General features: G+C 43.0%; 21 protein-coding genes and 3 pseudogenes. 9 read left to right on the forward strand and 15 right to left on the reverse strand.

The genetic code is table 11. From position 1 onward, the window contains the following. Positions 1-12: 12 nt before the first annotated feature. Positions 13-912, reverse strand: a complete 900-nt coding sequence (locus ACYRY3_RS29185; protein ID WP_460205174.1) for a bile acid:sodium symporter family protein — start codon at positions 910-912, stop codon at positions 13-15. 104 nt (positions 913-1,016) lie between these two features. Between ACYRY3_RS29185 and ACYRY3_RS29190 the strand changes: the two genes are divergently transcribed. Together ACYRY3_RS29190 and ACYRY3_RS29195 are read left to right on the forward strand one after the other, a co-directional pair. Continuing rightward, positions 1,017-1,268, forward strand: coding sequence for a hypothetical protein (locus tag ACYRY3_RS29190; RefSeq protein ID WP_460205175.1), 252 nt, complete (start codon positions 1,017-1,019; stop codon positions 1,266-1,268). Positions 1,269-1,347: 79 nt separating this feature from the next. Continuing rightward, on the forward strand, positions 1,348-2,805 hold the full coding sequence (locus tag ACYRY3_RS29195) for an esterase/lipase family protein (protein WP_460205176.1): 1,458 nt from the start codon (positions 1,348-1,350) through the stop codon (positions 2,803-2,805). A gap of 1 nt (position 2,806) precedes the next feature. Here the strand turns inward: ACYRY3_RS29195 and ACYRY3_RS29200 are convergent. From ACYRY3_RS29200 to ACYRY3_RS29210, 3 genes and pseudogenes are all read right to left on the reverse strand, one after another. Further along, positions 2,807-3,055, reverse strand: a pseudogene (locus ACYRY3_RS29200) (Uma2 family endonuclease); the annotation flags it as partial. Further along, positions 3,042-3,329, reverse strand: coding sequence for a hypothetical protein (locus ACYRY3_RS29205; protein WP_460205177.1), 288 nt, complete (start codon positions 3,327-3,329; stop codon positions 3,042-3,044). The pseudogene ACYRY3_RS29200 and the gene ACYRY3_RS29205, both read right to left, overlap by 14 nt. Before the next feature lie 259 nt (positions 3,330-3,588). Then, positions 3,589-7,998 carry a two-partner secretion domain-containing protein gene (locus ACYRY3_RS29210; protein WP_460205178.1) on the reverse strand — a complete coding sequence of 1,470 codons (4,410 nt, stop codon included), beginning with the start codon at positions 7,996-7,998 and terminating at the stop codon, positions 3,589-3,591. 303 nt (positions 7,999-8,301) lie between these two features. On the opposite strand from ACYRY3_RS29210, the gene ACYRY3_RS29215 reads away from it, so the two are divergent. Then, on the forward strand, positions 8,302-8,529 hold the full coding sequence (locus ACYRY3_RS29215) for an AbrB/MazE/SpoVT family DNA-binding domain-containing protein (RefSeq protein ID WP_460205179.1): 228 nt from the start codon (positions 8,302-8,304) through the stop codon (positions 8,527-8,529). Further along, entirely contained in the window at positions 8,526-8,918 is a 393-nt protein-coding gene (locus tag ACYRY3_RS29220; RefSeq protein ID WP_460205180.1) for a type II toxin-antitoxin system death-on-curing family toxin, read from the forward strand. Before ACYRY3_RS29215 ends, ACYRY3_RS29220 begins: the two co-directional genes overlap by 4 nt. Before the next feature lie 186 nt (positions 8,919-9,104). Here the strand turns inward: ACYRY3_RS29220 and ACYRY3_RS29225 are convergent. Further along, positions 9,105-9,200: pseudogene (locus ACYRY3_RS29225) on the reverse strand (hypothetical protein); the annotation flags it as partial. Positions 9,201-9,253: 53 nt separating this feature from the next. Further along, entirely contained in the window at positions 9,254-12,325 is a 3,072-nt protein-coding gene (locus ACYRY3_RS29230; RefSeq protein ID WP_460205181.1) for a two-partner secretion domain-containing protein, read from the reverse strand. 85 nt (positions 12,326-12,410) lie between these two features. Between ACYRY3_RS29230 and ACYRY3_RS29235 the strand changes: the two genes are divergently transcribed. Continuing rightward, positions 12,411-12,563 carry a hypothetical protein gene (locus ACYRY3_RS29235; RefSeq protein WP_460205182.1) on the forward strand — a complete coding sequence of 51 codons (153 nt, stop codon included), beginning with the start codon at positions 12,411-12,413 and terminating at the stop codon, positions 12,561-12,563. A 12-nt stretch (positions 12,564-12,575) separates the two neighbouring features. Here the strand turns inward: ACYRY3_RS29235 and ACYRY3_RS29240 are convergent, their stop codons facing one another. From ACYRY3_RS29240 to ACYRY3_RS29280, 9 genes are all read right to left on the reverse strand, one after another. Then, positions 12,576-14,786: an NHLP family bacteriocin export ABC transporter peptidase/permease/ATPase subunit gene (locus ACYRY3_RS29240; RefSeq protein WP_460205183.1), complete on the reverse strand. Its 2,211-nt coding sequence runs from the start codon at positions 14,784-14,786 to the stop codon at positions 12,576-12,578. An 801-nt stretch (positions 14,787-15,587) separates the two neighbouring features. Then, a complete protein-coding gene (locus tag ACYRY3_RS29245) occupies positions 15,588-16,154 on the reverse strand; it encodes a Uma2 family endonuclease (protein WP_460205274.1) in 567 nt (188 codons plus the stop codon). A 219-nt stretch (positions 16,155-16,373) separates the two neighbouring features. Further along, a complete protein-coding gene (locus ACYRY3_RS29250; RefSeq protein WP_460205184.1) occupies positions 16,374-17,813 on the reverse strand; it encodes an NHLP bacteriocin system secretion protein in 1,440 nt (479 codons plus the stop codon). Between the two features lie 59 nt (positions 17,814-17,872). Further along, positions 17,873-18,964, reverse strand: coding sequence for a cyclic nucleotide-binding domain-containing protein (locus ACYRY3_RS29255; RefSeq protein WP_460205185.1), 1,092 nt, complete (start codon positions 18,962-18,964; stop codon positions 17,873-17,875). A 198-nt stretch (positions 18,965-19,162) separates the two neighbouring features. Continuing rightward, a complete protein-coding gene (locus tag ACYRY3_RS29260; RefSeq protein WP_460205186.1) occupies positions 19,163-19,453 on the reverse strand; it encodes a CTB family bacteriocin in 291 nt (96 codons plus the stop codon). Positions 19,454-19,803: 350 nt separating this feature from the next. Then, a complete protein-coding gene (locus ACYRY3_RS29265) occupies positions 19,804-20,058 on the reverse strand; it encodes a CTB family bacteriocin (protein ID WP_460205187.1) in 255 nt (84 codons plus the stop codon). Positions 20,059-20,144: 86 nt separating this feature from the next. After that, the gene (locus ACYRY3_RS29270) at positions 20,145-20,399 is read right to left on the reverse strand and encodes a CTB family bacteriocin (RefSeq protein ID WP_460205188.1); all 255 of its coding nucleotides are present in this window, start codon (positions 20,397-20,399) and stop codon (positions 20,145-20,147) included. Between the two features lie 86 nt (positions 20,400-20,485). Beyond that, the gene (locus tag ACYRY3_RS29275; protein WP_460205189.1) at positions 20,486-20,740 is read right to left on the reverse strand and encodes a CTB family bacteriocin; all 255 of its coding nucleotides are present in this window, start codon (positions 20,738-20,740) and stop codon (positions 20,486-20,488) included. A 95-nt stretch (positions 20,741-20,835) separates the two neighbouring features. After that, the gene (locus ACYRY3_RS29280) at positions 20,836-21,090 is read right to left on the reverse strand and encodes a CTB family bacteriocin (RefSeq protein ID WP_460205190.1); all 255 of its coding nucleotides are present in this window, start codon (positions 21,088-21,090) and stop codon (positions 20,836-20,838) included. Between the two features lie 398 nt (positions 21,091-21,488). On the opposite strand from ACYRY3_RS29280, the gene ACYRY3_RS29285 reads away from it, so the two are divergent. From ACYRY3_RS29285 to ACYRY3_RS29300, 4 genes and pseudogenes are all read left to right on the forward strand, one after another. Then, complete coding sequence (locus ACYRY3_RS29285; RefSeq protein ID WP_460205191.1) at positions 21,489-22,583, forward strand: c-type heme family protein; 1,095 nt, start codon at positions 21,489-21,491, stop codon at positions 22,581-22,583. Between the two features lie 4 nt (positions 22,584-22,587). Further along, a complete protein-coding gene (locus ACYRY3_RS29290; protein WP_460205192.1) occupies positions 22,588-23,406 on the forward strand; it encodes a MinD/ParA family ATP-binding protein in 819 nt (272 codons plus the stop codon). A gap of 406 nt (positions 23,407-23,812) precedes the next feature. Further along, positions 23,813-24,232 (forward strand): hypothetical protein, encoded by a 420-nt coding sequence (locus ACYRY3_RS29295; RefSeq protein ID WP_460205193.1) that lies wholly within the window; start codon positions 23,813-23,815, stop codon positions 24,230-24,232. Next, positions 24,154-24,927 (forward strand): annotated as a pseudogene (locus tag ACYRY3_RS29300) (phosphoketolase); the annotation flags it as partial. The gene ACYRY3_RS29295 and the pseudogene ACYRY3_RS29300, both read left to right, overlap by 79 nt. Positions 24,928-25,192: the final 265 nt, after the last annotated feature.

A 25,192-nucleotide genomic window follows, 5' to 3' on the forward strand; every position in this document is an offset into this window, starting at 1 on the left:
TACACTTTAGGTTCAAGTTGGTTTTTCCACATGACCTGAAAAGTCAGTTTTAGTGGAGACAAATTTTCTGCCGTAGTGAATCGCCGCCAACCCCGTGACATTCATAAATAAGCTGTAAACAGCAGCGGGAACAGCCATATCCGGGTTGTTCAGCAATCCAGCAGTAATGGCGATCGCCAGTGTCCCATTTTGAATGCCCACTTCAATTGCAACGCAAATTTGTTGGCGAATATCCAGGTTAAACAGCTTGCTGAGATAAAATCCCGCCAGTACCGAGAGAACATTCAATAGCACAACAGCCACCCCAACCTGAAGGATAAAACCAGGGAGGCGGCTCCACTCCCGGACGGTCAACATGATAATGATTATGGCAAGGAAAGCGATCGCCAAACGGTTAGTTACTTTCTCCAAACGACGGGCAAGCTCGGGAAACATTTGTCGCACCAACATTCCCAAACCAGTGGGAAGCAGCGTAATCAGAAAAATTTGCAACATTGTTGTACCAACGGGCAGCGCAATTGTGGTTGTTTGCCCCATAAAATGCTGAAGTGCTAGATTGGCAAACACCGGAATTGTAAATACCGTCACAATGCTGCTGAATGCCGTTAGAGTAATCGAGAGGGCAACATCCCCATTTGCCAGATGCGTAATTAGATTTGATGATGGACCACCGGGACACAGCGCCAGTACCATTAAACCTACAGCAATCTCCGGCGGCATTGGTACAATTTTGGCAATTAAAAAACCAAGGAGCGGTAAAAAAATTAACTGGCTTGCCAAGCCTACCGCAACAGCTTTGGGATAGCGAGACACGCGTTGAAAATCTTTTGGTAGCAAAGATAAACCCATGCTTAGCATGATGATAGCTAGGGCGATCGGTAACAAAACGGTAGTTAAAAAACTTGCTTGCATAACACTGTAGGTATTAATTGCACAACGAGTTAGAGACGCAAATAGTTTACAGTGGTTTGCACCTCCACGCACGTGAAAAAAATACCGTTGAGCATCAATAATTCATGCAGCAAATTGCTGAACGATTGCACCTAGAACATCGGTACAGAAATCGTAAAAAACCTAGTTTTTCTGTAGACACGCGCCATGGCTCGTCTCTACATTCACCTGTTCGGTCATTGAAGCGCTTAAAGAATATTTCCCACAGCGATCGCAATAAATTTTGCCAACATCTTTGCAATGCTGCGAAGGATTTAATTATTCCTTTATTATCTCTATTTATAAGAATTATTGATTTATCTTATTGGGCAAAATAGATCGTGTTAAGTTAAAACCACAATAATGAAAAAATTAAGATAGATATAAAACTTACAATACTCTTAATAGATAATTTTTATGAAAAAAAATCCAATTGTTTTAATACACGGTTACTCAGACGAAGGCACATCTTTTAGAGCTTGGAAAAACGCGCTTGTAGAGAAGTGCGGGTATAACATCAATGATATCCATATATGCAACTATGTAACACTCACAAATGAGGTAACAATTAAAGACATCGCTGAAGGTTTTGATAGAGCGCTCCAGCTTTTAGAAGGTCTGGAACCAGATCGAGAGTTTGATGCAATTGTTCACTCAACTGGAATGCTCGTTATCCGCTCCTGGCTAATCGCATCCCCACAAAAGCGACGCCATCGACTCAAGCGCCTAATAGGACTTGCTCCAGCTAGCTTTGGTTCTCCTCTGGCACATAAAGGACGCAGTTTGCTCGGTTCCATCTTTAAGGGAAACAGGAAAATTGGACCTGACTTTCTAGAAGCGGGCGATCGAGTTCTTGATGCTCTAGAACTAGGTAGCCGATTTACGTGGGATTTGGCACATAAAGATTTGTTATGCAACGATTTAGAACTTCTCCGCAGTCAACAACCACTGCTTATTGACAATATTGACTCCCTGAAACCTCAACCATTTTACGGATCGGACAATACAACACCTTACGTATTTATCTTTTGCGGTACAGAAAAATATCAAGGACTGAGAAAACTGATTAATGAAGACGGTACTGATGGTACAGTGCGATGGGCGGGATGTACCTTAAACACACGTAAAGTAATTCTCGATTTGACACAAGAGAACTTAATAAAAGACCGTATACATTTTGGAGAATGGATAAATGTTGGTATTGCTCCAGTCACACTAATTGACGGTCTAAATCATGGCACAATTATGAGCAACCCAGGCGATCGCCTCATTCAATTGGTCGATAGAGCGCTGAAAGTATCATCAAAAGAAGAGGGAGAACAATGGTACAGGGACGCTATGAATATTACACAGCAGACACTAAATAAAATTGACAAGTGGCAGCAGTTTGTTGTTCGTGCAGTAGACGAGCGTAGCGATCCCATTCTGGATTACAGCATCGAGATGTTTACAAAGGAGAACGAAAAAGAAAAGCTCCTTGAAGAGTTTGGTTTGGATGTCCATACTTACAGCAGTGACAAAAGCTTGCGATGTTTCCATGTTAACTTGAGTAAACTTCTTCAGCGCGGGAACTTACAGAATTTGTGGATACGCATCACTGCATCCTCCGGCTCGAAATTAGTTGGTTACTGCGGATTCTTTTCTGAAGATATGGAAAGCCAACTAAATGACAGTAATGATGTTGATTATTGGGAAGCAGAAATAGAGATTACAAAGTTACTTAAGCATGAGGAAATTCAATTTTTCATGCCTTTTACAACCACCCTTATTGAATTGCGACTTAATCGAGAACCGTCTCCCGTATGGGCGACAAAGAGGAATGTCAAAAACAGGGTTTGTTGGTTTTTAGATCCTAAACCTACAGACACCGAATAGCTTATTCAAAAACTACATCTTCGTAAAGCTCCGCCATTGTTCCTTCAAAGTTAACACTGTGTAGTCGAAATGATTTATCTTCTGCCGTGTAAGATTGTAAAACCCACAGTCCTTCATCATTACGGCGGAAACACTCGACTCTCTGACGTTTGGTGTTAATTAAAACGTACTCTTGGAGACTTTCTAAAGTTTGGTAATCGGCGAACTTGTCGCCCCTATCAAAGGCTTCAGTAGAATTAGATAAAACTTCCTCCAGCCATTGCTAACCAGGGGTTTTTCTGCTCAGTAGATGGCAATTTTACTGATATTGAAACAATTTCTGCACCAGCTAGATGGGTTTCTAGACGTTGCTGAAGTTCGGCTAATGCTGTTATGCGATCGCTTGCTTCAACTTGTAATTCAGGCAACCCTGGAACGATAGCAACTGTTCTGCCATTAGCTTCTTGCTTGACAATAACGTTTACTAAAACTTCACTATTCTCTTGGTTCTTATTTTGTGATGTTACAGATGAAAAGGAATTCATAAAAATTTTTCAGTTTATGCTCTTTAATTTTAAACGATAATGACAGGAAACGCCAACAAAATCAGTCATAGCAGGAAATTACAATATGAACATTGCTGACTTATTTCGGACTTTGTGAAAGCTGTCTCGTTCAGACAAACTCAAAGTGATGCAGTTTTTAGTTCACGAAATGGCAAGCGTAAGGTACAGATTGTTGTGAAGGCTCTCAACCGTTAGCCCCTACGAATGCACTTCATTTATCTGAAAAGTCGGAGATAGTCTAATGATTGGACTGTATATGATGTGCTTTGTCCAGATTGCGAGATGAACAAGCTGTTTGAGACTGAACGGGAAAATTTATAGAAGATGGGGTAGGCTCTGGTGCAGAAGCAACTAACATAACACTGCCATCTGCTGTTTTGACCAAGCTTTGTGCTTCAATAATTTCCGTGGGAGTGTTGAAATCTGTCATAGTTTCAACTTCCTTTGGTTTCCACGCCCTTGTGTTAGCAGAATCATCTCCATCTAGAGTTGCTAGTCGGCTTAAGTCTGGTGTACCTACAAGTGGTTCAAGAGGATTGGGAGGTAAACTACCACGCCCGGTAATAATAAATTGACTCAAAGAACTGGCGTTAATCCCTTTGGGACAAATTTGGGCAACTTGGCTGCTAGCGTCTATGACTTCATTTGGAAGTTCAATGAGTTTTTGAGTGGATTGAACTTCTGGTTGTGCGATCGCAACTTGTCCCTGTACACCTAGTTCCGAACTAGCAGTAATGTCACTTGCTGAGGTAGGTTTGGGACGTGCTTGAATGCCAAAAATATTCCTGGCGTTGATGTTAACATTACCACCTCTACCTGTAAAAGCATTTGCAGCGATATCGCTGTTTTCATTAGGAACAGCAATAATAAAAGGCGTATTGATAGTAATGTTACCCCCATCTCCCTCTAAGTTTGCCTTCCCTGCTGTTGTTGAAATACTGCTACCACGACGCAACAGTAAAAAATCAGAAGCTGTTATATTAACATTGCCACCGTTACCTAAGTTTGATTCAGCAAAAATTTTTCCTTCGTTATCTAATTGGATAGACCGAGTATTAATATTAATGTCCCCAACAGTTCCTTCTCCTGAATTACCAGCAGTCAGGATGGCACGGTTTATCGAAAGATTGCCAGCAGTAATATTAATGTCACCAGCCTTACCCCTACCAACAAATCCCGGTTCCTTCGTGGCTTCAGTAGATATTCCCGTGGGACGATCGGGAGAGGTGGTCGTTCCGTCAAGAAAGACAGTACCACCAGCAATCAAAGTCACGTTACCTGCATTTCCGTTTCCGCCAGTATCAGCTCTAATCTGAGCACCATTTTTTAAAGTGATATCTTCAGTAGTTTTGATACTTACACTACCAGCACGACCGTCACTTACCGTTATGGTAAATAATTGAGCACCATCAAATAAATAAAAATTACGCGATTCAATTTCCAAATCCGCACCATTCCCTACTGCCTTTTCTGCAATTGAATTAACCAAAAAACTTTGACCAGAAATTGAGATGGTATCACCAGAGCGAATAGTTATTTTTCCTGCATTCCCTTGTCCATTTATATAAGATGCTATTTGAGAATCAATAATATTTACATTATTTTCTGTAAAAATATATATGTTGCCAGCATTACCATTGCCACTGCTGTAATTTACTAAATTAGCACCATTAGACAAGGAAAAATTTCGAGCGTGAATTTCAATATTTCCCGCATTACCACTTCCTGTTTGCCCTACTACGGAACTAACTGCACTAGTGAGGCGTTCGCTTCGACCTGTAATCAATACATCTCCACCTGCACGAATAACAACCTGACCTGCATCTCCCTGCCCATTAGTATCGGCACTTAAGAAACTACCGTCACGAATGACAAAATTATTTTTAGTATTTATTAATATATTACCAGACGCCCCTTGACCACCTAGATTACTTGATGAGATAAAAGAATCATCAATTAACGACACCAATCCTGCTTGAATATCTATAACGCCAGCATTACCCTCTGCTTCTTCTGACACATTTGTATTAATAACACTTTGTCTAGCTACGGAAACATTGTCTGCCACTTTTAAGGAAATATTACCACTATTTCCTTGTCCACTCGTACTGGCAAACAGACTAGAATTATCCTCTAATGAAACTGTCTTCGCTACGATCTCAATATTTCCGCCATTACCCATGCTTCCTCCTCGCACATTACTAAGGATAGTAGCATTTGTGAGGACAACATCATTCGACGCTTGAATAAGTACACTACCAGCATCCCCCTTTCCAGAAGTACTAACATTTAGTCGAGCACCGTTACTCAGTGTAAAAGAGCTTGCTTTGATATTAATGTTACCACCTGTACCCGTTGCACCTGTTCCCAAACTGCTAAAAATTGCACTAGAAAAGTTATCTTTGCGACCAGTAATAGTAACAGCACCTGAGACATCGATATTTACATTACCTGCATTTCTTTGCCCTGCGACTGATTGCGTACCATCGGCTTCTGTCACAGAAGTTAGCAGCTGAGCACCATCTTTAAGTGTTAAGGTTCCAGCTTTAATACTAATGTCACCACCGTTACCTATACCTCTACTTCCTACGTTGCTAAAGATATCACCATTTGCAAGTAGAACATCACCAGATGCTTGGATAAATATACCACCAGCATCTCCCTTTCCAGAAGTACTAGCATTTAGTAGAGCACCATCACTGAGTGTAAAAGAGCTAGATTTAATATTAATGTTACCACCCCTACCCGTTGCTCCTGTTCCCAATCTGCTAAAAATTGCACTAGATAAGTCATCTTTGCGACCAGTGATGGTAACGTCACCAGAAACATCAATATTCACATTCCCCGCATTTCCTTGCCCTGCAGGTAATTGTGTGCTATCTTCCGCTTGTTTCACAGCAGTTTGCAGTTGAGCACTTTCATTAAGTGTCAGGGTTCTAGCTTGAATACTAATGTCACCACTATTGCCGATACCTCCACTCTCTACAGTGCTAAAGATAGTGGCATTTGTCAGGGCAACATCATTCGACGCTTGAATGAATACACTACCCGCATCCCCTTCTCCAAAAGTACTAGCACTGAGTTCAGCACCATCACTGAGTGTAAAGGAGCCTGATTTGATACTGATGTTACCTCCCCTACCCGTTGCTCCTGTTTCCAAATTACTAGAAATTGCACTAGAAAAGCCATCTTTGCGACCAGTAATGGTAACAGTACCTGAGACATCAATATTCACATCGCCGGCATTTCCTTGCCCAGAAGTACCTGCAACTAGTTGAGCACCATCACTCAGTGTAAAGGAGCCTGATTTGATCTTAATATTACCACCCCTACCTGTTGCTCCTGTCCCCAGGCTGCTAAAAATTGCACTAGGGAAGTCATTTATGGTACCAGTAATGGTAACAGCACCTTGGACATCAATATTTACATCGCCTGCATTTCTCTGTATTGCAGCTATTGGTTCATCAGCTTTTTTTGCAGAAGTTTGCAGTTGAGCGCTGTCTCGAAGCGTAAGCGAACTGGCTCTGATATTAATATTGCCGCTATTACCGATACCTTTACTTTCTACATTGCTAAAGATATCAGCATTACTTAGGGTAACATCACGAAGTGCTTGAATGAATACATTACCTCCATTCCCGACACCTCTAACATCGTTAAATACGTTGCTGTTTGTCATAGTTATAGACTCTGTGGCATTGATGCGAATATCTCCCGCCCTTGCACCAAGAGAATTTGTTCCCTCAGCAATACCACCAACAAGGAGAGAATTGTTGGACATTTCTACATTGCGAGCATTCAGGACAATATCCCCACCACCACTCCCAAAGACACTAACACCAGCCTCGTTCGTTAAGGAAATATCCCCTCTTTGAACATCGCCAGGAATATCCAAACTCAGAGTATTTCCTGCCACATTTAAACCCACATTACCAGGTGCTGCCAAACTTGCTAGCTCAACTCGTCCACTGTAAGCCCGGAGTCCCCCTCCATCCATATTGATATTACCGCCAACAAGTAACAAACTTTGACCGTCTGGTACTCGCAAGCCTGTAGTATTGTTCCCTTCTGGATTTATCCCAGCTGGGGCTTGAGATTGGTTGATAATTGTTCCTGGATTCAATTGCGTAAAGAACAATGCTGAAGGATTGATGGTTAACAAAGGCGGTGCTTCGGGGTTTGTTGCACTGAAGAGTGTCTCACCAAACCGAACTGCATTCGCTGTGGTTCCAACAAACGAACCACGAACATCTAGACGAGCATCTTTGCCGAAGAGAATGCCATTCGGATTAATCAGAAACAAATTTGCTGTGCCTTCGACTCCTAATGTGCCCAAAATATTTGAGCCTTCTCCACCTGTCACCCTTGTAAAAATATTTTGTATTCCTAAAGGATTGGCAAAATACACTCTTTGCCCATCATTAATATTAAATCGACTAAAACTGTGGAAAAGATTGCTACCACGCTGAGCACCACCATCAATCCTGTCTGCATCTGCACCATTGATGACAACGTTTGGAGTGAGAGATGAATTTTCTGCACCTAGAGTATTATCTGGGATAATCTGAGAGCGAACTGGTGTAGTTGTAGAAACAAGAAGCAGGCTGTAGATAAGGGAATGCCGAAACCAAGCCAGTATCTGATTCATTGGTAAGTAATGGTAGATTCACCGTGTCCAACTTATACATTATTAGATGATTTCTGCGGCTGTTGAACTTATGCAATTGTTTTTTAACAAAGTTGGTGGGGATTTGCGATAAGCCGGGTACGGCTTGCGCCGAAGCGATCGCCAAGTTATTTTGAGGAGACATTGCGGGACATCCACATTGAGTGAAAAGACTTAAATCAGGAAGCGGTGGAATTAGCCAGTGCGATCGCTAAAAACTTTGAGGAGTTGGGAATTTAAGGCTAAAATTGTAGTTACACTCGTAATTACATTGGGGTAAGTTTAATGATCCAGACCTTAAAGTTACGCAAAATTGGTAATTCAGTAGGGGTGACATTTTCTAAGGAGTTGTTAGAAAAGCTCAACCTTTCTGAAGGGGATACCTTATTTGTGACGGAAACTGAACATGGAATTCAGCTTAGTCCTTACGATCCTGAATTTGAGAAAGCAATGGCCATTTATCGGGAAGGTAGCCAGAAGTTTCGTCATGCCTTAAAGGAACTGGCTAAGTGAATGAACCAACTTGGCTGACGGAACAGATGGTGCTTGCTATCCATGAAGATTTGATTTCTCAGTATGGCGGTTTATCTGGGGTGAGAGATGCGGCGTTATTAGAAGCGAGTTTAGCCCGTGCCCGACATAAATTTTCTTATCAGCCGGAGGTTTCGCTCTTGGAATTGGCGGCGGCTTATGGTTTTGCTTTGTGTGAAAATCATCCCTTTGTAGATGGCAATAAGCGTACAGCTTTTATGGCGATGTATGTTTTTTTGGGGTTGAATGCTTATAGTTTCAATGCACTAGAACCGGAAATAGTATTAGTGATGGAGAGTTTAGCATCTGGGGAGATTGACGAAAATGCTTTGCAGGTTTGGTTAGCAAAATATGCTGAACAATTGCTATGAATAGCATGATGCAATACAAGGATTATTTCGGATCTATTTACTATAGTGATAACGATAAAATCTTCTACGGACAGGTGGAATATATCCGCAGTAAAATGTAAACGTCTTGAATCTGCAAAAGTTTTGATAGGTTCGTAGTTGCGCTGTCTTCGCCGTAAAATCAGGCGCAAAATTATATTTTCTTTCCTACTTTGGTGTCACTCCGGGATCGAACAATGTATCTTTTAGCTGGGCATTGTCCCAGTTTACTCCATCTAGTTTTGCAGAGCGAAAATCAGCCTGCGAGAAATCTCCTCCAGAAAAGTTAGCTTGAGTTAGGTCAGCTTTATTAAAAGTTAGGTAGCAAGAGCAACCAGGTCAGAGTAAGCGGCTAATGGTTCCAGAGGGCTGGGTGGTAGACTACCGCGTCCGGTGACAAAAAATTCTCCCAATGAACGACCAGCCACAACACGTCTAGAACAGGTGGTTTGGGCAATTTGGTTACTAGCATCAAGGACTCGATCTGGTAGTTCGATGAGTTCTTGTGTTGGTTGAATTTCAAGTTGCGTGATGGAGATTTCTCCCTGTACTCCCAGATCGGAACTTGCAGTGATGTCACTTGTTTCAAGTGATGCTTTTGAACGCCCTTGGATGCCAAAGATGCTTTGAACGCGGATGTTAACGTTACCGCCTTTACCACTAAAGGCGTTTGCACTGATATCACTGTTTTCTTGAGGTACACCGACAATGAAGGGTGTATTGATATTGATGTTGCCTCCATTTCCCCCTGCTTGGTCTGTACCTGCATTAGTTGAGATACTGCTGTTGCGGCGCATAAGCACGAGGTTACGGGCGTTGAGTGTGATGTTACCACCATCAGCATTAGCAACAGATTCAGACTTAATACTACCTTGATTGTCCAGCACCAGTCGAGACGTGTTGATGGTGATGTCGCCTGCAAACCCTCCAATCTCTGTGTTAGCTGTTACCTGTGCTCCCTCAGTTACGAGTAGAGCCCCAGTGGTGATGTTGATGTCTCCTCCATTACCTGAAGTTCCAGGAAAGCGAGCTTCCTGACTGGCACTACTGATAATACGGACATTGGAACCTGCAAGCGAAATGGAATCTGCGTTAATGAAGATATTTCCCGCATCTCCTTGCCCTTGAGTTCTGGTGTTAATTTCGTGGTTGCCAGAAAGCGATAGGGTAGGCGTGGTAATGAAGATATCGCCTCCTCGTCCCACACCTTGAGGTTCTACTTGACTGAAAGCACCACTGGTAAATCCATCTAAGCTTCCACTGAAGGTGATGCTATCTCGCGCTTCAATAATAATGTTACCTGCATTACCTAAGCTCTCCGTGTCAGCACGCAAGTTGGAACCACCATCTAGGAACAGCAAACCAGTTTTTATTCTGATATCTCCTGCGTTACCAATCCCACCAATGCCACTATCGGTTTCGCAAGGGCAACCAACTTCAGTGAAAATCTCAGTGCTTCGCAATAAAGCTACTCGATCTCGTGCCTCGATAATGACACTACCCGAGCTGCCTTGACCGAAGGTACTGGTATTTATTTGAGAGTTAAATGCAAGTAGAGAGCCGGTTTTGATGTTAATATCACCACCATTCCCCACTGCACCATCGTTAACTCGGCTGAGAATCAGAGTTCCAGGTTGAGAACCTAAAGCAAGTTCCCCTGGGTCGTCCAAAGAAACTAAATCGCGAGCTACAATCTCTACTCCTCCACTATTACCCCTTCCATCAACATTTGAAGAAATGAACGCTTTATCGCTGAGAAACAAAGAACCCGTGTTGATGCTGATACCTCCACTATTACCAATGCCTCCAAAACCAACGTCATTTTCAATAATGCTTCTGCCTTGCCCTGATAATGAAACAGTATCACGAGCTTTAATTTCTATCCTGCCGGCATCTCCTTGACCAAAGGTACTGCTATTAAGTAGCCCACCATTTTGGATAAAAACAGACCCTGTTGTAATATCAATCCCTCCACTGTTACCTTGTCCGCTAGTATTAACCTGGCTAAAGATTCCACTCGAAAACGCATTACTATCTCTCCCATCCAATGTCACAGTATCGCGAGCCAAGATGGTCACTTTACCTGAATTGCCCTGTCCTAATGTACGAGATTGTATTTGAGCACCATTTTTAACAGTAAATGAACCTGTTGCGATATTGATGCCTCCACTATTGCCCACAGCATCAAACAGCACGTTATTGAATATAAAACTATTACCAGTGCCATCATCCAAAAAAACTGTATCAAGAGCAGTAATATTTACACTACCTGCATTTCCCTCCCCAAAAGTGCTGGCTGATAATATTCCACCATTATCAATACTCACACGTTCAGCCTTAATATTAATGTTTCCTGAATTTCCTACTGCTCCAAAATTTAGAATGTTAGAAATATAGCTATTGTTGCTAACAGTTACCACTCCTGTGGCATCAAGTGTAATATCCCCTGCTGGTCTTCCAAATAACCCCAACCCACCTAAAATACCAGCCTCTATAGAACTGTTCTGGGAAATATTAATGTTATTCCCAGTTAGAATAACATTACCACCACCGCCTGCACTTACAATTAATCCTGCTCCATCTGTCAGTGAAACATTTGCTCTTTGTAAATCACTGGGAAACTTTAGACTGAAACTATCCCCCTTTTGATTCAATTCAACAGATCCTGTTCCTTTGACACCTCCTATATCGATGTGTCCATCAAAAGCTACAATTCCACCACTGTTGATTCTGACATCACCTCCTAGGAGCAGCAAACTTCGACCATCTAGAACTCTCAAACCAAAAGTATTAAAAGAGCTAGTGGGATCTAATCCAGCTGGCGCTATGGAGTTATTTTCGATGAATGCTGTATCATTAATTTGATTGAAAAGTAAAGCTGAAGGCTGAATCGTCAACAATGGAGGTGCTTCCGAACTGCTTGCACCAAAGATTCCTTGCTCTCCAAATCGAACTCCATTTGCCGTTGTTCCTATAAAGGAATTCCCCACATCTAATCGCGCATTTTGCCCAAAAATAATTCCATTAGGATTAATTAAAAAGAGATTTGCATTACCATCCACTCCCAAAGTTCCCAAAATATTCGATACCTGTGTGCCTGTTACCCGTGTCAGAATATTTTGTACTCCTATGGGATTGGAGAAGTATACTTTTTGGTCATTATTGATATTAAACTGACTGAAACTGTGAAAAAGATTACTACCACGTTGAGCACCACCATCAATCCTGTCTGCGTTTACACCATCGACCGGAACGTTTGGCGTGAGAACCGAACTTTCTGCACCCAAGCTAGTATCCGGGATAATTTGAGAGCGAACTGGTGTAGTAGTAGAAACTAGGAGTAGAGTGTATGTAAGGGAGATCTGAAACCAAGCCTGTATGTGATTCATAGAGCATATCCCCTCAAATAGTGGTTGGTAGTTGCACTAGATTTAACTCATACATTATTAAACTATTTCTACTACTCTTTAAGTTATGCAGATATTCTTAAGAAAGTTGGTGGGGATTTGCGATAAGCCGGATACGGCTTGCGCCGAAGCGATCGCGAAATATAAGCCGTACCTTGCCTATCGCAAACAAAATACACAAATAGGTGCTCATTATCTCCACATTAGCCCCAGTTGGTAGTCAAAGTCATAATTAAGAATCCAGTGATTCACCTTCACTCTTAATCAAATGTAGATAGGGTCCTTCAACCTGTCGCAATTCATCATGAGTGCCACGTTGTACAACTTTGCCACGTTCAAGAACAATAATTTCATCGCAATCGCGAATGGTGCTCAAGCGATGCGCCACAATTAAACAAGTGCAACCCCGCAGGCGTAAGTTTTGGTCAATAATTTTTTCAGTCTCGGTATCTAAAGCGCTGGTAGCTTCATCCATAACCAAAATGGATGGATTGTTAACCAGGGCGCGAGCAATTTCCAATCTTTGCCTTTGCCCACCACTCAAATTTGTTGCACCTTCTAATAAATCAGCACTGTAGCCACCAGGTAGTGACAACACGACATCGTGAATGGCTGCATCTCGACAAGCTTGGATTAAGTTATTCTCTGGAATGGTGGTATCCCACAATGTGAGATTATCGCTTACAGTGCCAGCAAATAACAATATCTCTTGCTCGATCGCAGCGATTGAATTTGCCAATACCTGACGCGGAATTTGCTGTTTTGGTTGTCCGTCAAAGTAAATTTCACCTGCCCAAGGCTCATATAATCCACACACAAGTTTGGCGATGGTCGATTTTCCAGAACCACTGCCACCTACCAGTGCCACTCGCTGTCCTGGTTTTAGGGAAAGGCTAAAATTTTCAATCAAAGGGGCTGCTGTTGTATTGTAACCAAAGGTAATATTCTGCAGTTCCAGATATCCTTGCAATTTAGGGGAAGTGGGGGTATGTGATTCTACCTTATCTCCCTTGTCCCCTTCCACTGGATTTTGCAACACATCATCAAGTCGATTCAGATTGCCTTCAAGTTCTTGTAAATCTCCACCCAAACTTATAAGTTGATTGACAGGATTCATAAACTGTTGCATCAGGGATTGAAAAGCCACTAGCATCCCAATACTCAAGGCACCATCCATGACGCGCAAGCCACCAACAACAAGCAACAGCATTGAGGTTATGCCAGATAGAAAGGCGGGTAATGTCCCCAATCTCAGATTTAGGTTGTCCATATCTTGGCGAACATTGACAGCCTTCGCGTAATATCCAGCCCAGCGATTGAAAAAATCTGATTCTAATCCAGAGGCTTTCAGGGTTTCCATACTTTGCAAGCCCGCGATCGCAACTCCACTGACTTTCCCCTGTTCTTGCATGAGCCGCGTGTTTGTATCCCCCCGCAACCGTGCCACCCACTGCAACGCCAAAAGATTGACAATGACAAAGACAATACCAATCAGAGTCAACACGCGATCGTATTGCAGCATCACAACTGCGTAAAAAATTACCATCACAGTTGAAATTACTGTTGTGGCTAGTTTACCAGAAAGCAATTCCGCTAGGCGATCGTTGAGTTGAATTCGACTGCTAATTTCCCCAGCAAAGCGTTGGTCATAAAAGCTAACGGGAAGATGTAACAGATGCCACAAAAAACGACTTGACATTCCCATTGCCAATTTAATTTTCATGCGCCGCAATAGCTGCAACTGCAATCGCGTTAACAAACCGCTCAATAATGCAGTAAACAACATTGCAAATATCAAAGGACGCAACCAATCTTCTCGACCTTGAATCAGCACTTGATCGACAAAGACCTGAGCAAAAGTTGGCATTGCCAATCCAGGTAATACCAATAAGAAACCCGCTATAACACAGTAAACAAGCGACCATAACGACCCACGCAACCGCGAGTAGAGTGCTAAGAAAAGATTTGGCTTTTTCCCGCCTTTCTTAAAACCCGGACCTGTTTCAAACACCAGAACAACTCCAGTGAACGCCGAGTTAAATTCTTCCCATGAAACGGTGCGAGGTCCAGTTGCAGGGTCATTGAGATAAACACGCTGACGGCTAAACCCTTCAACAACCAAAAAATGATTGAAATTCCAAAAGACAATGTAAGGGCATTCTAAGGGTTCGAGTGCTTCTAAATCTGCCTTAAAACCCTTGGCTTGCAATCCATAACTTCTAGCCGCATTTAGCAAATTCGTGGCTTTACTACCATCCCGTGAAATACCGCAAGCTTGCCGTAATTCTGTCAGGGGAACAATTCGACCATAGTAGCCCAAAATCATACCCAAAGATGCTGCCCCACATTCTACCGCTTCCATTTGCAGCATCGTGGGAGTGCGACGAACCCGCCGAAATTTTGGTTTTGTTTTTAACAGTTTTTGCCAAAATTGTTGGAACATAAGTGTGATGATGGCTAATTGCTAATTGCTAATGGCTAATTGTTGTTGTCAATAACTCACTATTTCAGGGGAGGGTAAACTAATGCAGGAGTGGATTGGTTGTCCTTTGTCATTAGTCACTTGTCATTTGTCTGGGGTATAGCAATGTTTACTTTTCTTCACATAAGGAAGTCAGTGTGAATAAACAGAAATACGTTACAAAATGTAAATACAATTGAAACCCTTACTAATGACCAATGACTGAGGACTGCCCTTACCAGTTACGTTTTTCTTACTGACTTACTTATATTGCATATTGTAACAAATTTCAGTAAAAATACCCGGCTTTAAAGCCATTTGATGCTAAGCTTCATTAACCGTTCATAAATAATGCAGTCAAATCTGTTGGCTAAAATCTGCTCTATAACAGAGTTTTAAGACAAGTTGATTACAAACCATATTTTTCTTTGGTTGTGAATATAAACTTTTGACAAAGATGATAATACGTGTAATTACAGATGCATCTAGTAGAAATAGATGTGACTATTTAAGGGTATCTATCACTCAGATATTTGCAATAGAGTTAAGCGCTCTGCCTTCTTCACCCGCTAGTCTCTAGCTAAGTTGGGGAAGCTAAACAGAAAAAGTCCGACTGCTAGATTTAAGTCAACAACAACGGGCAGCTTTTACCACTTGGGGTGCATTCACTTTTTTCATGATATTTCCTTGAAGGCTAAAGGATAAAAGTAACGGGTTTATACTGCAAGCTTGATAACGAGCGTGCAATGGTAGGCTTATTTTCGCCGATTGCACTGGTGGGAACTAGAAAAACTGGCTGACTACACAATTAAAACCAGGTAGTGTTGGGCTGGTCAGCTCATCTTGTCGGTATAAGGTAGCTACCAGTTTTAGCACTGCATCGTTACGGCGATAAATCTCAACTGTTTGTTCTTTAAGATTTACAATCCAATATTCATAAACGCCTTGTACTGAGTATAACTTTAACTTGGCTTCTCGATCGCGTCTTTCATTCGCTTTGCCCGGAGATAACACCTCAACGACCAACTCTGGGGCAGCAGTTAGATGTCCTGCTTCATCCAGCAACCTTTCCAAACGTTCGTGACTTACCCAAACGATATCAGGGATGACATTATCCGATTCTGAAAAAACAATGCCGGGGGTGACTGCAGGCTGACCTAAACCACTCTCGTCTGACCATAGCTTTAGTACGGTTCCAATATTGATGCAAGCTGCTTGATGCTTCCAATCTGGTGCTCTAGTCACAAACAGTTCTCCATCAATAATCTCATAGCGATTTACGCGATCGCCCGCAAAAATTTCCAGATCGGAAGTTGTCCAACGGATTGGATTGGTGGTCACTGACTGCATAAAACCCCTTGCCATTCGTTTCTTCAATCATAGGTCAATCAGCCTAATCCCAACCAAACAGGTACTCGGGAAACACAAGTAAGTCGGCGTGAATAAAAAGACAGGAGTTACAAAATGTAAATGCATCTGAAACCCTTACTAATGACAAATCACAAAGGACGACCCTTACCAGTGACGTTTTTTCTTACCGACCCACTTTCCGCATTCATTTGCATTACTTTACCCCATTCCCGTCCATGATTTCAAAATCGGCAACACGAATGTAATCGGGGCACGTTCTTCTACAGTGATTCGCACCGAAGTTGTCGTTCCTGGTGTAATTTTCAACTGCGGACCCTTTGAGGAAGACCAACGATATCCACTGAAATTTGAAGAATCAGGTTGTGGTTCAGTAAATACCGCCAGTTGTGGACCTTCTGTCATCACACTAGGTAAGATATCCGGATTGCCAACCAAACTGGCTGCACCTTGCTGTGTCACTGGAAATGCAGACACACTGGTCACTTTTGCTTCCATACCACCAAATTCTTCGCGCTTTACGGTAGTAGGTGTGATTTGTAAGGACATACCTGGTTTGATTTTCTTACCTTCGCTGACAGGTAAAAAAGCGACGTTAACTAACTTGGCAGATGAATCTTGCGCTGCGATTGTACCAATTCCCATTCCTGGTTCGACTTGTTGTCCCGATTTTGCAGTAACTTCCAGAATTCTGCCGGTATGCTCGCTCACAATTTGACTGCTATGAAGTAGTTGCAATTCTAATTGGGCAATTAAACGTTCGGTTTCTTGAATTTCTTTTTGACGATTGGTGGTGGTTGTTAAATCCTGTTCGGCTTGTGTTGCCATTCGGCTATCCAAAGCTTTTAATTGTGCTTGCAATTCGTTTATCTGATTGACGTTACGGAGATATTCGCGTTGGGCGTCAGCTTCTTTAACATCAAGCTGGTTTAATTGCGATTCTGCTTCGTTGATTTGTGTTTGAGTGTTGAGATAATCTTGCCGTGCTTGTAATGCAGTGTCTTTAGGAACTGCCCCTTGTAAAACAAGTTTCTGGCGTTCGTCCCATCTCTGCTTGAGTGTGGGTTGCAACTCCCGCAGGCTTTGCAGGCGTTGTTGAAGATTTTGACGTTCGCGTTGAATAGCCTCTAGCCCTCTTTCTCGCAGCAAGGGAGTGAGCGATCGCACTGTTTGCAGACTTTGCTGTAAAGTTTGACGTTGTTGTGTAATTGCAGCTTGTTCAAGAACAAGACGCTGCATTTGTACTTCCTTTGCAGTTCGGTCTTGGAATCGGAGTTGAGCGAGTTTCTCACGGGAAAGTTGCAATTGCTTACGCAATTCTGATTGGTCGATGGTGGCTAAAACTTGACCTTTTTTCACCATAGTACCCACTTGCACATTGACTGAAAGAAGGCGTCCGGGGCTCGATGCTTGGGCTGTAACCACCTTACTAGGATAAACAAAGACTCCCCGACCTGTGACGATAATTGGAATACGTCCAAACAGACTCCACGCACATCCTGCAGCAACCAATGAACCAAGGGCAACTAGAGAAAACCACCGTTTGGGACTGGCGACTTTCACTAATTGATCGAGTTGTTCTGGAGATGCGACTCGTTCTAAGGCTTCTTTGCGAAATAGGTTATTTTGTTGAGTTACCATTTTTACTTTAGTTAGTAGTTAGTGGTTAATAGTTAGTGGCGAGACTTGACAATCCAAAATTAGTTAATCCGAATTCGTTTGAGCATCCATTCAAATCTCGCTCCTGCCAATGCGACTTGTGACAAGAAATGGGAGTTGAGTTCATTGGCGTAGGAGTTTTCCAAGGATTGTCCGCGACTGTAAGAGAGCCTTCCATATCCAAGTCTTTGTACGATCGCTTGTTGCTTATCAGCTAACAGGACGGCAAGCACTCTATAGAATCGTGCGGCAAAAGCAACGTCATGTAATAGTTTTGCTGCTAAGCGCCACCGAGGAATCGACAAGACTCGTGAATCTTGTAACGCCCTGACTGTAACTGCTGGAGGTTGTGCCTCAATAAATGGTGTTTCACCAAGAATATCCCCTCGCGATAAACGAGCAAATTCTCGTTCTAAAGGTTGGTTGTCCTCTAAACCAGAAAAAACTCTTGCTAGTGGGTTGCCTTCATCTTCCCCTTCTGTCAGTGCTACCGCACCATCAAGTAAAATATGCAATGCTTCAATTGGTCTACCGCGCCGAATCAGCACTGTATTGGCTGTCAGTTGCTGAACCCGTCCGGCTGCAATCAACCAATCGATATCGCTATCGTCTAACTCTGCAAAAACAATTAAGGCTTCCCTTAGTTGCGGTTGACTCAAAACAACGGTACTGTGTCCGAGTTGGTGAATCATTTGTTCTAGTCGATTCGCAAGCAGCACTGCACTTGCACGGTACAGATGGGCGGCAAAACTGAGGTCCTGCTGCAACTTATGGAGGAGTTGCGATCGCGGAATCACCAGAACCAAAGATTTAGTTAACGCGCTAACTGTTGTAGAAGGTAAATAGGTATCTACAAAAGGAATTTCTCCCACCATTTCACCACTCGATAACCGAGCAATTTCCCGTCCGGCTAGTTTGCCTCCCTCCAGTGCAGCAAAAGCACGACCCAGTGGATTATCATCAGCTTGCGAAAGGGAAACGGTCAATGCACCATCAAGGAGAATATGAAGTTCCTCTAGTGGTTGACCTTGCTGAATGAGAACACTTCCTGGTTCAATTTCTATACGATATCCAGTTGTTAACAACCAGTCAATATCTTGATTGCTAAGTTCTTTTAATAGAACTTCTGTCATAAATTAACTCCCTTTTACAGTTCACAGTTAGCAGTTAAGTAGGTCGGTAAGAAAAAACGTCACTGGTAAGGGTTTCAGATGCATTTACATTTTGTAACGTAGTTCTGTTGATTCCCGCCCACTTATTTATCAGTTAACAAAATTGACCTTGCTGTATGCGATCGCTGTTCGCCGATTACTGTTCACTGATTTCGTTGACTATCTTCTACCAAATAATCTGGCAAGACCTTTGAGAACCTTCATGACATCACCCATAGACTCAAAGCCCAAACCAATGAATTGAAATGCAGAAGAAAACGTGTGAGAAGATTGGAAAACAGAATTTGTTCCAGAGCCGTTTAGACCTGAACCTGAATTATTACCTACAAACACATCACTCTTTTCAAAAATTGACCCAGATAAAAAGATGTCAATTCCACCCGCTACGTTATCTAGTTCCTGTTCTGAGAGTTCAACGGGAGTATGGTGTACATCTATTTTATTAGACATTTCTTCTCCTTTAAAGTTAGCATTTTGTAACAAGGGCTTGAGCTTCTAAAACCAATACCCTTGAGTTGTTAATGGTTTCTGAAATTAAACTAGTTCCGGCGCGGTAAGACTCATGCAAATTTTGAGATAATACGGTGTGGAGGAGGATTACAGCGATAGCTTCGCTACAGCATAGCGGCAGATCGGCTACTCCCTTTCCGGTAGAAGATTACCTAAAAGCGTAGGTAGGTATAAAACCTGTAGAGACACGCCTCAAACAGCGCGTCTCTACAACAAGATATGTTTCACGTTTAAACAGAAATGGTATTAGTCTCGGGCGTTCGCCCTTACACCATTTCTGGAGAGGTCTATTAGATACCAATCGCAATACCTTGACTTGCAGACGAGATAATTTCTTGCAAGTTAGCTGCAGAAGAAGTACCGCTCCCATTAGGACCTGCAAAAGTTTGTTGACCGACTACAAGATTTCTTTGTGAGAAGGAGTTGTTAGCATTGGATGCAAATCCTTGACCGGGTGCCAGAGTTATTGAGAATCCACCTGCAACGCTATCGAGTTCTAGTTCGGATAATTCAACTGCAACTGCGTTCTTAATTTCGTTAGTCATGATTTTTCTCCTTTAATTGTGTCGTTATGTGTTAGATAATTTTGTTTTGTGGGGGAAGCACGAAAAGCTTGCCCCCTAAAAGTGCCTTAGAGGCTAATTGCAATACCTTGACCTGCTGTTGAAATGATTTCTTGCAAGTTAGCCGCAGAAGAAGTACCGCTCCCATTTGGACCTGCAAAGGTTTGTTGACCGACTACGAGGTTCCTTTGTGAGAAGGAGTTGTTAGCATTGGATGCAAATCCTTGACCGGGTGCTAGAGTAATTGAAAATCCACCTGCGACGCTATCGAGTTCTAGTTCGGATAATTCAACTGCAACAGTGTTCTTGGTTTCGTTAGTCATTGTTTTTCTCCTTTAGTTGTGTCGTTGTGTGTTGGATAATTTTGTTTTGTGGGGCAAGCACGAAAAGCACGCCCCCTAGAAGTGCCTTAGATATTAATCGCAATACCTTGACCTGCAGTTGAAATGATTTCTTGCAAGTTAGCCGCAGAAGCAGTACCGCTCCCATTAGGACCTGCAAAGGTTTGTTGACCGACTACAAGGTTCCTTTGTGAGAAAGAGTTGCTAGCATCGGATGCAAATCCTTGACCGGGTGCCAAAGTAATTGAAAATCCACCTGCAACGCTATCGAGTTCTAGTTCGGATAATTCAACTGCAACTGCGTTCTTAATTTCGTTAGTCATTGTTTTGCTCCTTTAATTCCTTTAATTGTGTAGTTATGTGTTGGATAATTTTGTGTTACAGGGGAAGCACGAAAAGCTTGCCCCTTAGAAGTGCCTTAGATATTAATCGCAATACCTTGACCTGCTGTTGAAATGATTTCTTGCAAGTTAGCCGCAGAAGAAGTACCGCTCCCATTAGGACCTGCAAAGGTTTGTTGACCGACTACAAGATTTCTTTGTGAGAAGGAGTTGTTAGCATTAGATGCAAATCCTTGACCTGGTGCCAGAGTTATTGAGAATCCACCTGCGACGCTATCGAGTTCTAGTTCGGATAATTCAACTGCAACTGCGTTCTTAATTTCGTTAGTCATTGTTTTTCTCCTTTAAATATCTTGTGTTATGTTTAGCAGCAAGTTTTAAACTGTTTATTATTACCTTTAGTTTTCTCTGCTGCGTTTTCGTTTCGCTTGAACTGTGTTCATCATAGGAATTTCAACAAGGGCTGTACATCGGAAAAACGTTTGGATTGCAACTATGCCTTCTCCACCGAAACGTCTCCTACTAAAGTTGGAGGCGGGAGTGATATCCCAAGCGGTTTGCTTATAAAAATGCATAGCAGAACGGGTCAGAACGCCCGTCCCACAAGAGTTAGCCTGACTGAGACCGTGCAAGTTAAGAAGTTATTAGCTTGATACAACAGATATTCTCTAGGTTCAAAATCGATATAGTTGATCGAGTTCATGCACCCCAGATATATGAGAAGAAAAGAGTGCTGGTAGAAATTGTGAAAATGCTACGTCGTCTTACGCTTGCGTCTCAGTTCACGCTGCTTCTGTCGCTGATTTTTATTGGTGGTATTGTTCTGAGTGGATTTGTCTTATCTAAAGCACTGGAACAAAAAGCCCAAGCAGAAATCAGTTATCGAGGACAGATGGTCATGCAGATGGTTAACTCGGTAAGCAGTTACACAAGCGATCGCATTGCACCCCTGCTAGCAGCCTCCAGTGACTCAGACACTCGTTTTCTTCCCGAAACAATTCCCAGCTTTGCAGCGCGGCAGGTGTTTGAGGTGCTAAAACAAAATTGGAAATATAAAGATTTTGTGTACAAAGACGCAATACTGAATCCGACGAATGTAACTAATAGAGCTGACCTATTTGAAGCTAAGTTAGTTGAGAGGTTTCAAAGCGATCGCACTCTCAAAACACTGTCTGGTGTTCGCAACTTACCAGAAGAACAACTATTTTATACCGCTCAACCCTTAACCATCACCGATGCGAAGTGTCTAAAATGCCACAGTACCCCAGACATTGCCCCAAAAAGCCACGTCCATCAATACGGTACCCAAAACGGTTATGGATGGGAACTCGATCGGGTTATCGGAACCCAGATTGTCTACATACCAGCCAGTGAAATTTTCATGAATGCTCGTCGAGCCCTTTTTATATTTATCAACATCTTCATTGGCATTTTTGCATTAGTTATCCTCTGCATTAACTATTTACTTAAAAGGAGAGTGATCCAACCATTAAAACCGATGGCTCAACTTGCAGAAAAAATGAGTCTGGAGACAGTCAGGGCAAACGAGTTAGAAGTATTGGAACGCAGAGGGCTAGAAAAAATCGCTCAGCGGACTGATGAACTCGGACAACTCGGACGAGTCTTTCAAAAAATGGTATGGGAAGTTTGCGCCCGCGAACATCAACTTTCCAAACAGTTGCAACAGCTACGGGTTGAAGTAGACCAGACAAAACTCGTGCGCCAAGTCGCTGAAATTGCCGAAACGGATTATTTTCAGAAGTTGCAACAAACAGCCAAAGAGATGCGCGACCAATGGTCACAATCAATAACTGAAGGAGATTAAGATCGTGGCGAAAATTATCTCAATTCACTCTTTTCGGGGAGGAACTGGTAAATCTAACGTGACTGCTAACCTCGCAACTCTACTTGCACGCACAGGGTCGCGGGTTGCTATTGTAGATACCGATATTCAATCACCAGGAATTCACGTCCCCTTTGGTTTGGATGAAACCAAAGTGAAATATACACTTAATGATTATCTTTGGGGACGTTGTGGCATTGAAGCCGCCGTTTATGATGTAAGTTCTATCTTAGGAACACGGCAAAGTTGGTTTGGCAACCGAGGCAAAATCTACTTGATACCATCAAGTATCAAAACAGGTGAAATTTCTCGTATTATCCGTGAAGGATATGATGCCCGTTTGCTCAACGATGGCTTTCGTCACCTAATGCAGCGACTGCAGTTAGATTACTTGTTTATTGATACCCACCCTGGAATTAACGAAGAAACCCTGCTTTCAGTAGTTATCTCTGATGTACTCGTGGTAATTCTGCGTCCTGATAAGCAAGACTACCAGGGAACAGCGGTAACAATAGATGTTGCCCGCAAATTATCTGTTCCAAAAATGCTACTGGTTGTGAATAAAGTATTACCTGCACTCAATTCTGAGGGCTTGCGGCAGCAAATTCAGAGAACTTACAATGCACCCGTTGCAGGAATACTACCCGTTTGTGAAGAAATGTTTCATTTAGCAAGCAGCGATATTTTTTGCCTGCGCTACCCGGAACATCCTTGGACACAAACCATAAGTACAATTGCCAAACAACTGAGCGAAAGCAATAAACCGGTAAATCAGCCATTTCCGCTAGGGAGAATGAGTCGTTGACCAAATTCTCTCCTACTCCCTTCCCGCTAGAAAATCACCCATAGCGTAGGTTGGGTTGAGCGAAGCGCGAAACCCAACGATATGCAGGGTTTGGGAAGGAAACCCAGTAAAAAAAGATTCTCAGTATAAAGGCTAAAGGATGAAAGTCAAAGGCTTATACTGCAAGATTTACCAGGAAGTGAAAATTTTAGGTTTTAGAAAGTTGATTTAAAATAAATCTAATTTCCTTTTTGTTACACTGCTGTTTACTAACAGCGTAAATCATTTGACCTCTATACCCTCTTCCGCCACACTGGCAAGTTTCGCTACCGAGGCCGCCCGCTGCCCGCCTCCCCAACCTGACCAATCTTTCACTGTCCTTTCCGCTGCGAATGTCTATCTCCATAGCCATGGAACCTGATCGCGCTTGACCGCGATCAAGGGCTTGAGAGCGCGCCTGCCCCAGGATGGCGGCGAGTTGGACGATCCAGACGGAGCCGACGTGAAAGACGACGTGAAACCGCAGACCTCTCCCGAAACCGACGAGCTGAAGGCGATTCTGGATCAGGCCGCACGGCCTAGGGCCCGCTGGGGGCTGCGCCTCCTCGGCCTCGTGGCCGTCGCCGGGCTTGCCTATGGCGCCTATCTCTGGTCGGCCGGCGGGACCACGGTGAGCTATACCACGGCAGAGGTGAAGCCCGGCGATCTCACGGTCATCGTCACGGCAACGGGCTCGGTCGAACCGACCGTGCAGGTCGACGTCTCCTCCGAACAGTCACCCAAGCAATGGCAGAATTGCGCCGCCCCACTCCCTCGACGATTGCGTTATTTACTGCGGGCGCATTAGAACAAGGGCGCAACGGTTGGACTCACCAACGTCCGGAAATTGAGGCTTATTTTGCTTCTATGATGCGGAATGGTAATGTCTTTCCTGTTTTCCCCCCCGATGCTAACAGCATTCAAACTTGTTATGAATGGGCGCTGACGACAAAGAATAAGGGCATTGTTATCACTGCTAGTAAGTCACCATTGCCAATTCGCACCACTTTTGAACAAACCCGTCAAGGATTGCGCGATGGTGCGATCGTGTTGCATTCCCCAGAATCCCCCATTAGTCAAGAAGAACAAAAGGGCGGTTCCAAAACAGTGGTTTTTGCTGTCATTGGAGACATGACTTTAATACCAGTTTTTGAAGCGGCGGCGGTGTTAGAAAAAGAAGGTATTGGAGTTAAGATAGTTTCTGTTATTAACCCCCGTCGTTTGTATCGTCCCCACGATACTGCTTGGGATACCTGTTCTGAACCCGATGGCGATTTTGTTAGTGATGAGAAATTTGCCGAGTTGTTTGATGGCGATGCCCTCATTGGTGTGACTGGTGGTGCAAGTGCAATGCTAGAACCTGTAATGTTAAGGAGTACTAGCAAGCGGGATACCTTCGCGTGGAAGCGTGGGGAAACCACTGCGAGTGCCGGTGAATTGATGGCGTTTAATGGTTTGAGTGCTGAGGCGTTGACGAAACGGGCAATTGAGTTAGTGGCTTAAGCAGGAGTCTTGTCAGTCGAAATTTTGATTTTTTAAGCGCAGATGCATGCAGACCGATTGTCGTTTTGTGCATGCATCTGCAATTTTTTTAGCTACCTAGTACAAAAAGGCGCTCAGTATAAGGCTTATTGCTCGTCAACGCCTGACTCAGGAGAAAAGCAGAACTGTCAGTTACCTCGAACTTTAAACTTTTCTTACAAAATGCTCAAAGATTTGTGAGAAGAATTTAAAAAGCTTTTAACAATCTCAGTTGTTGCACTAAATT

Source organism: Scytonema sp. NUACC21 (assembly GCF_054684315.1).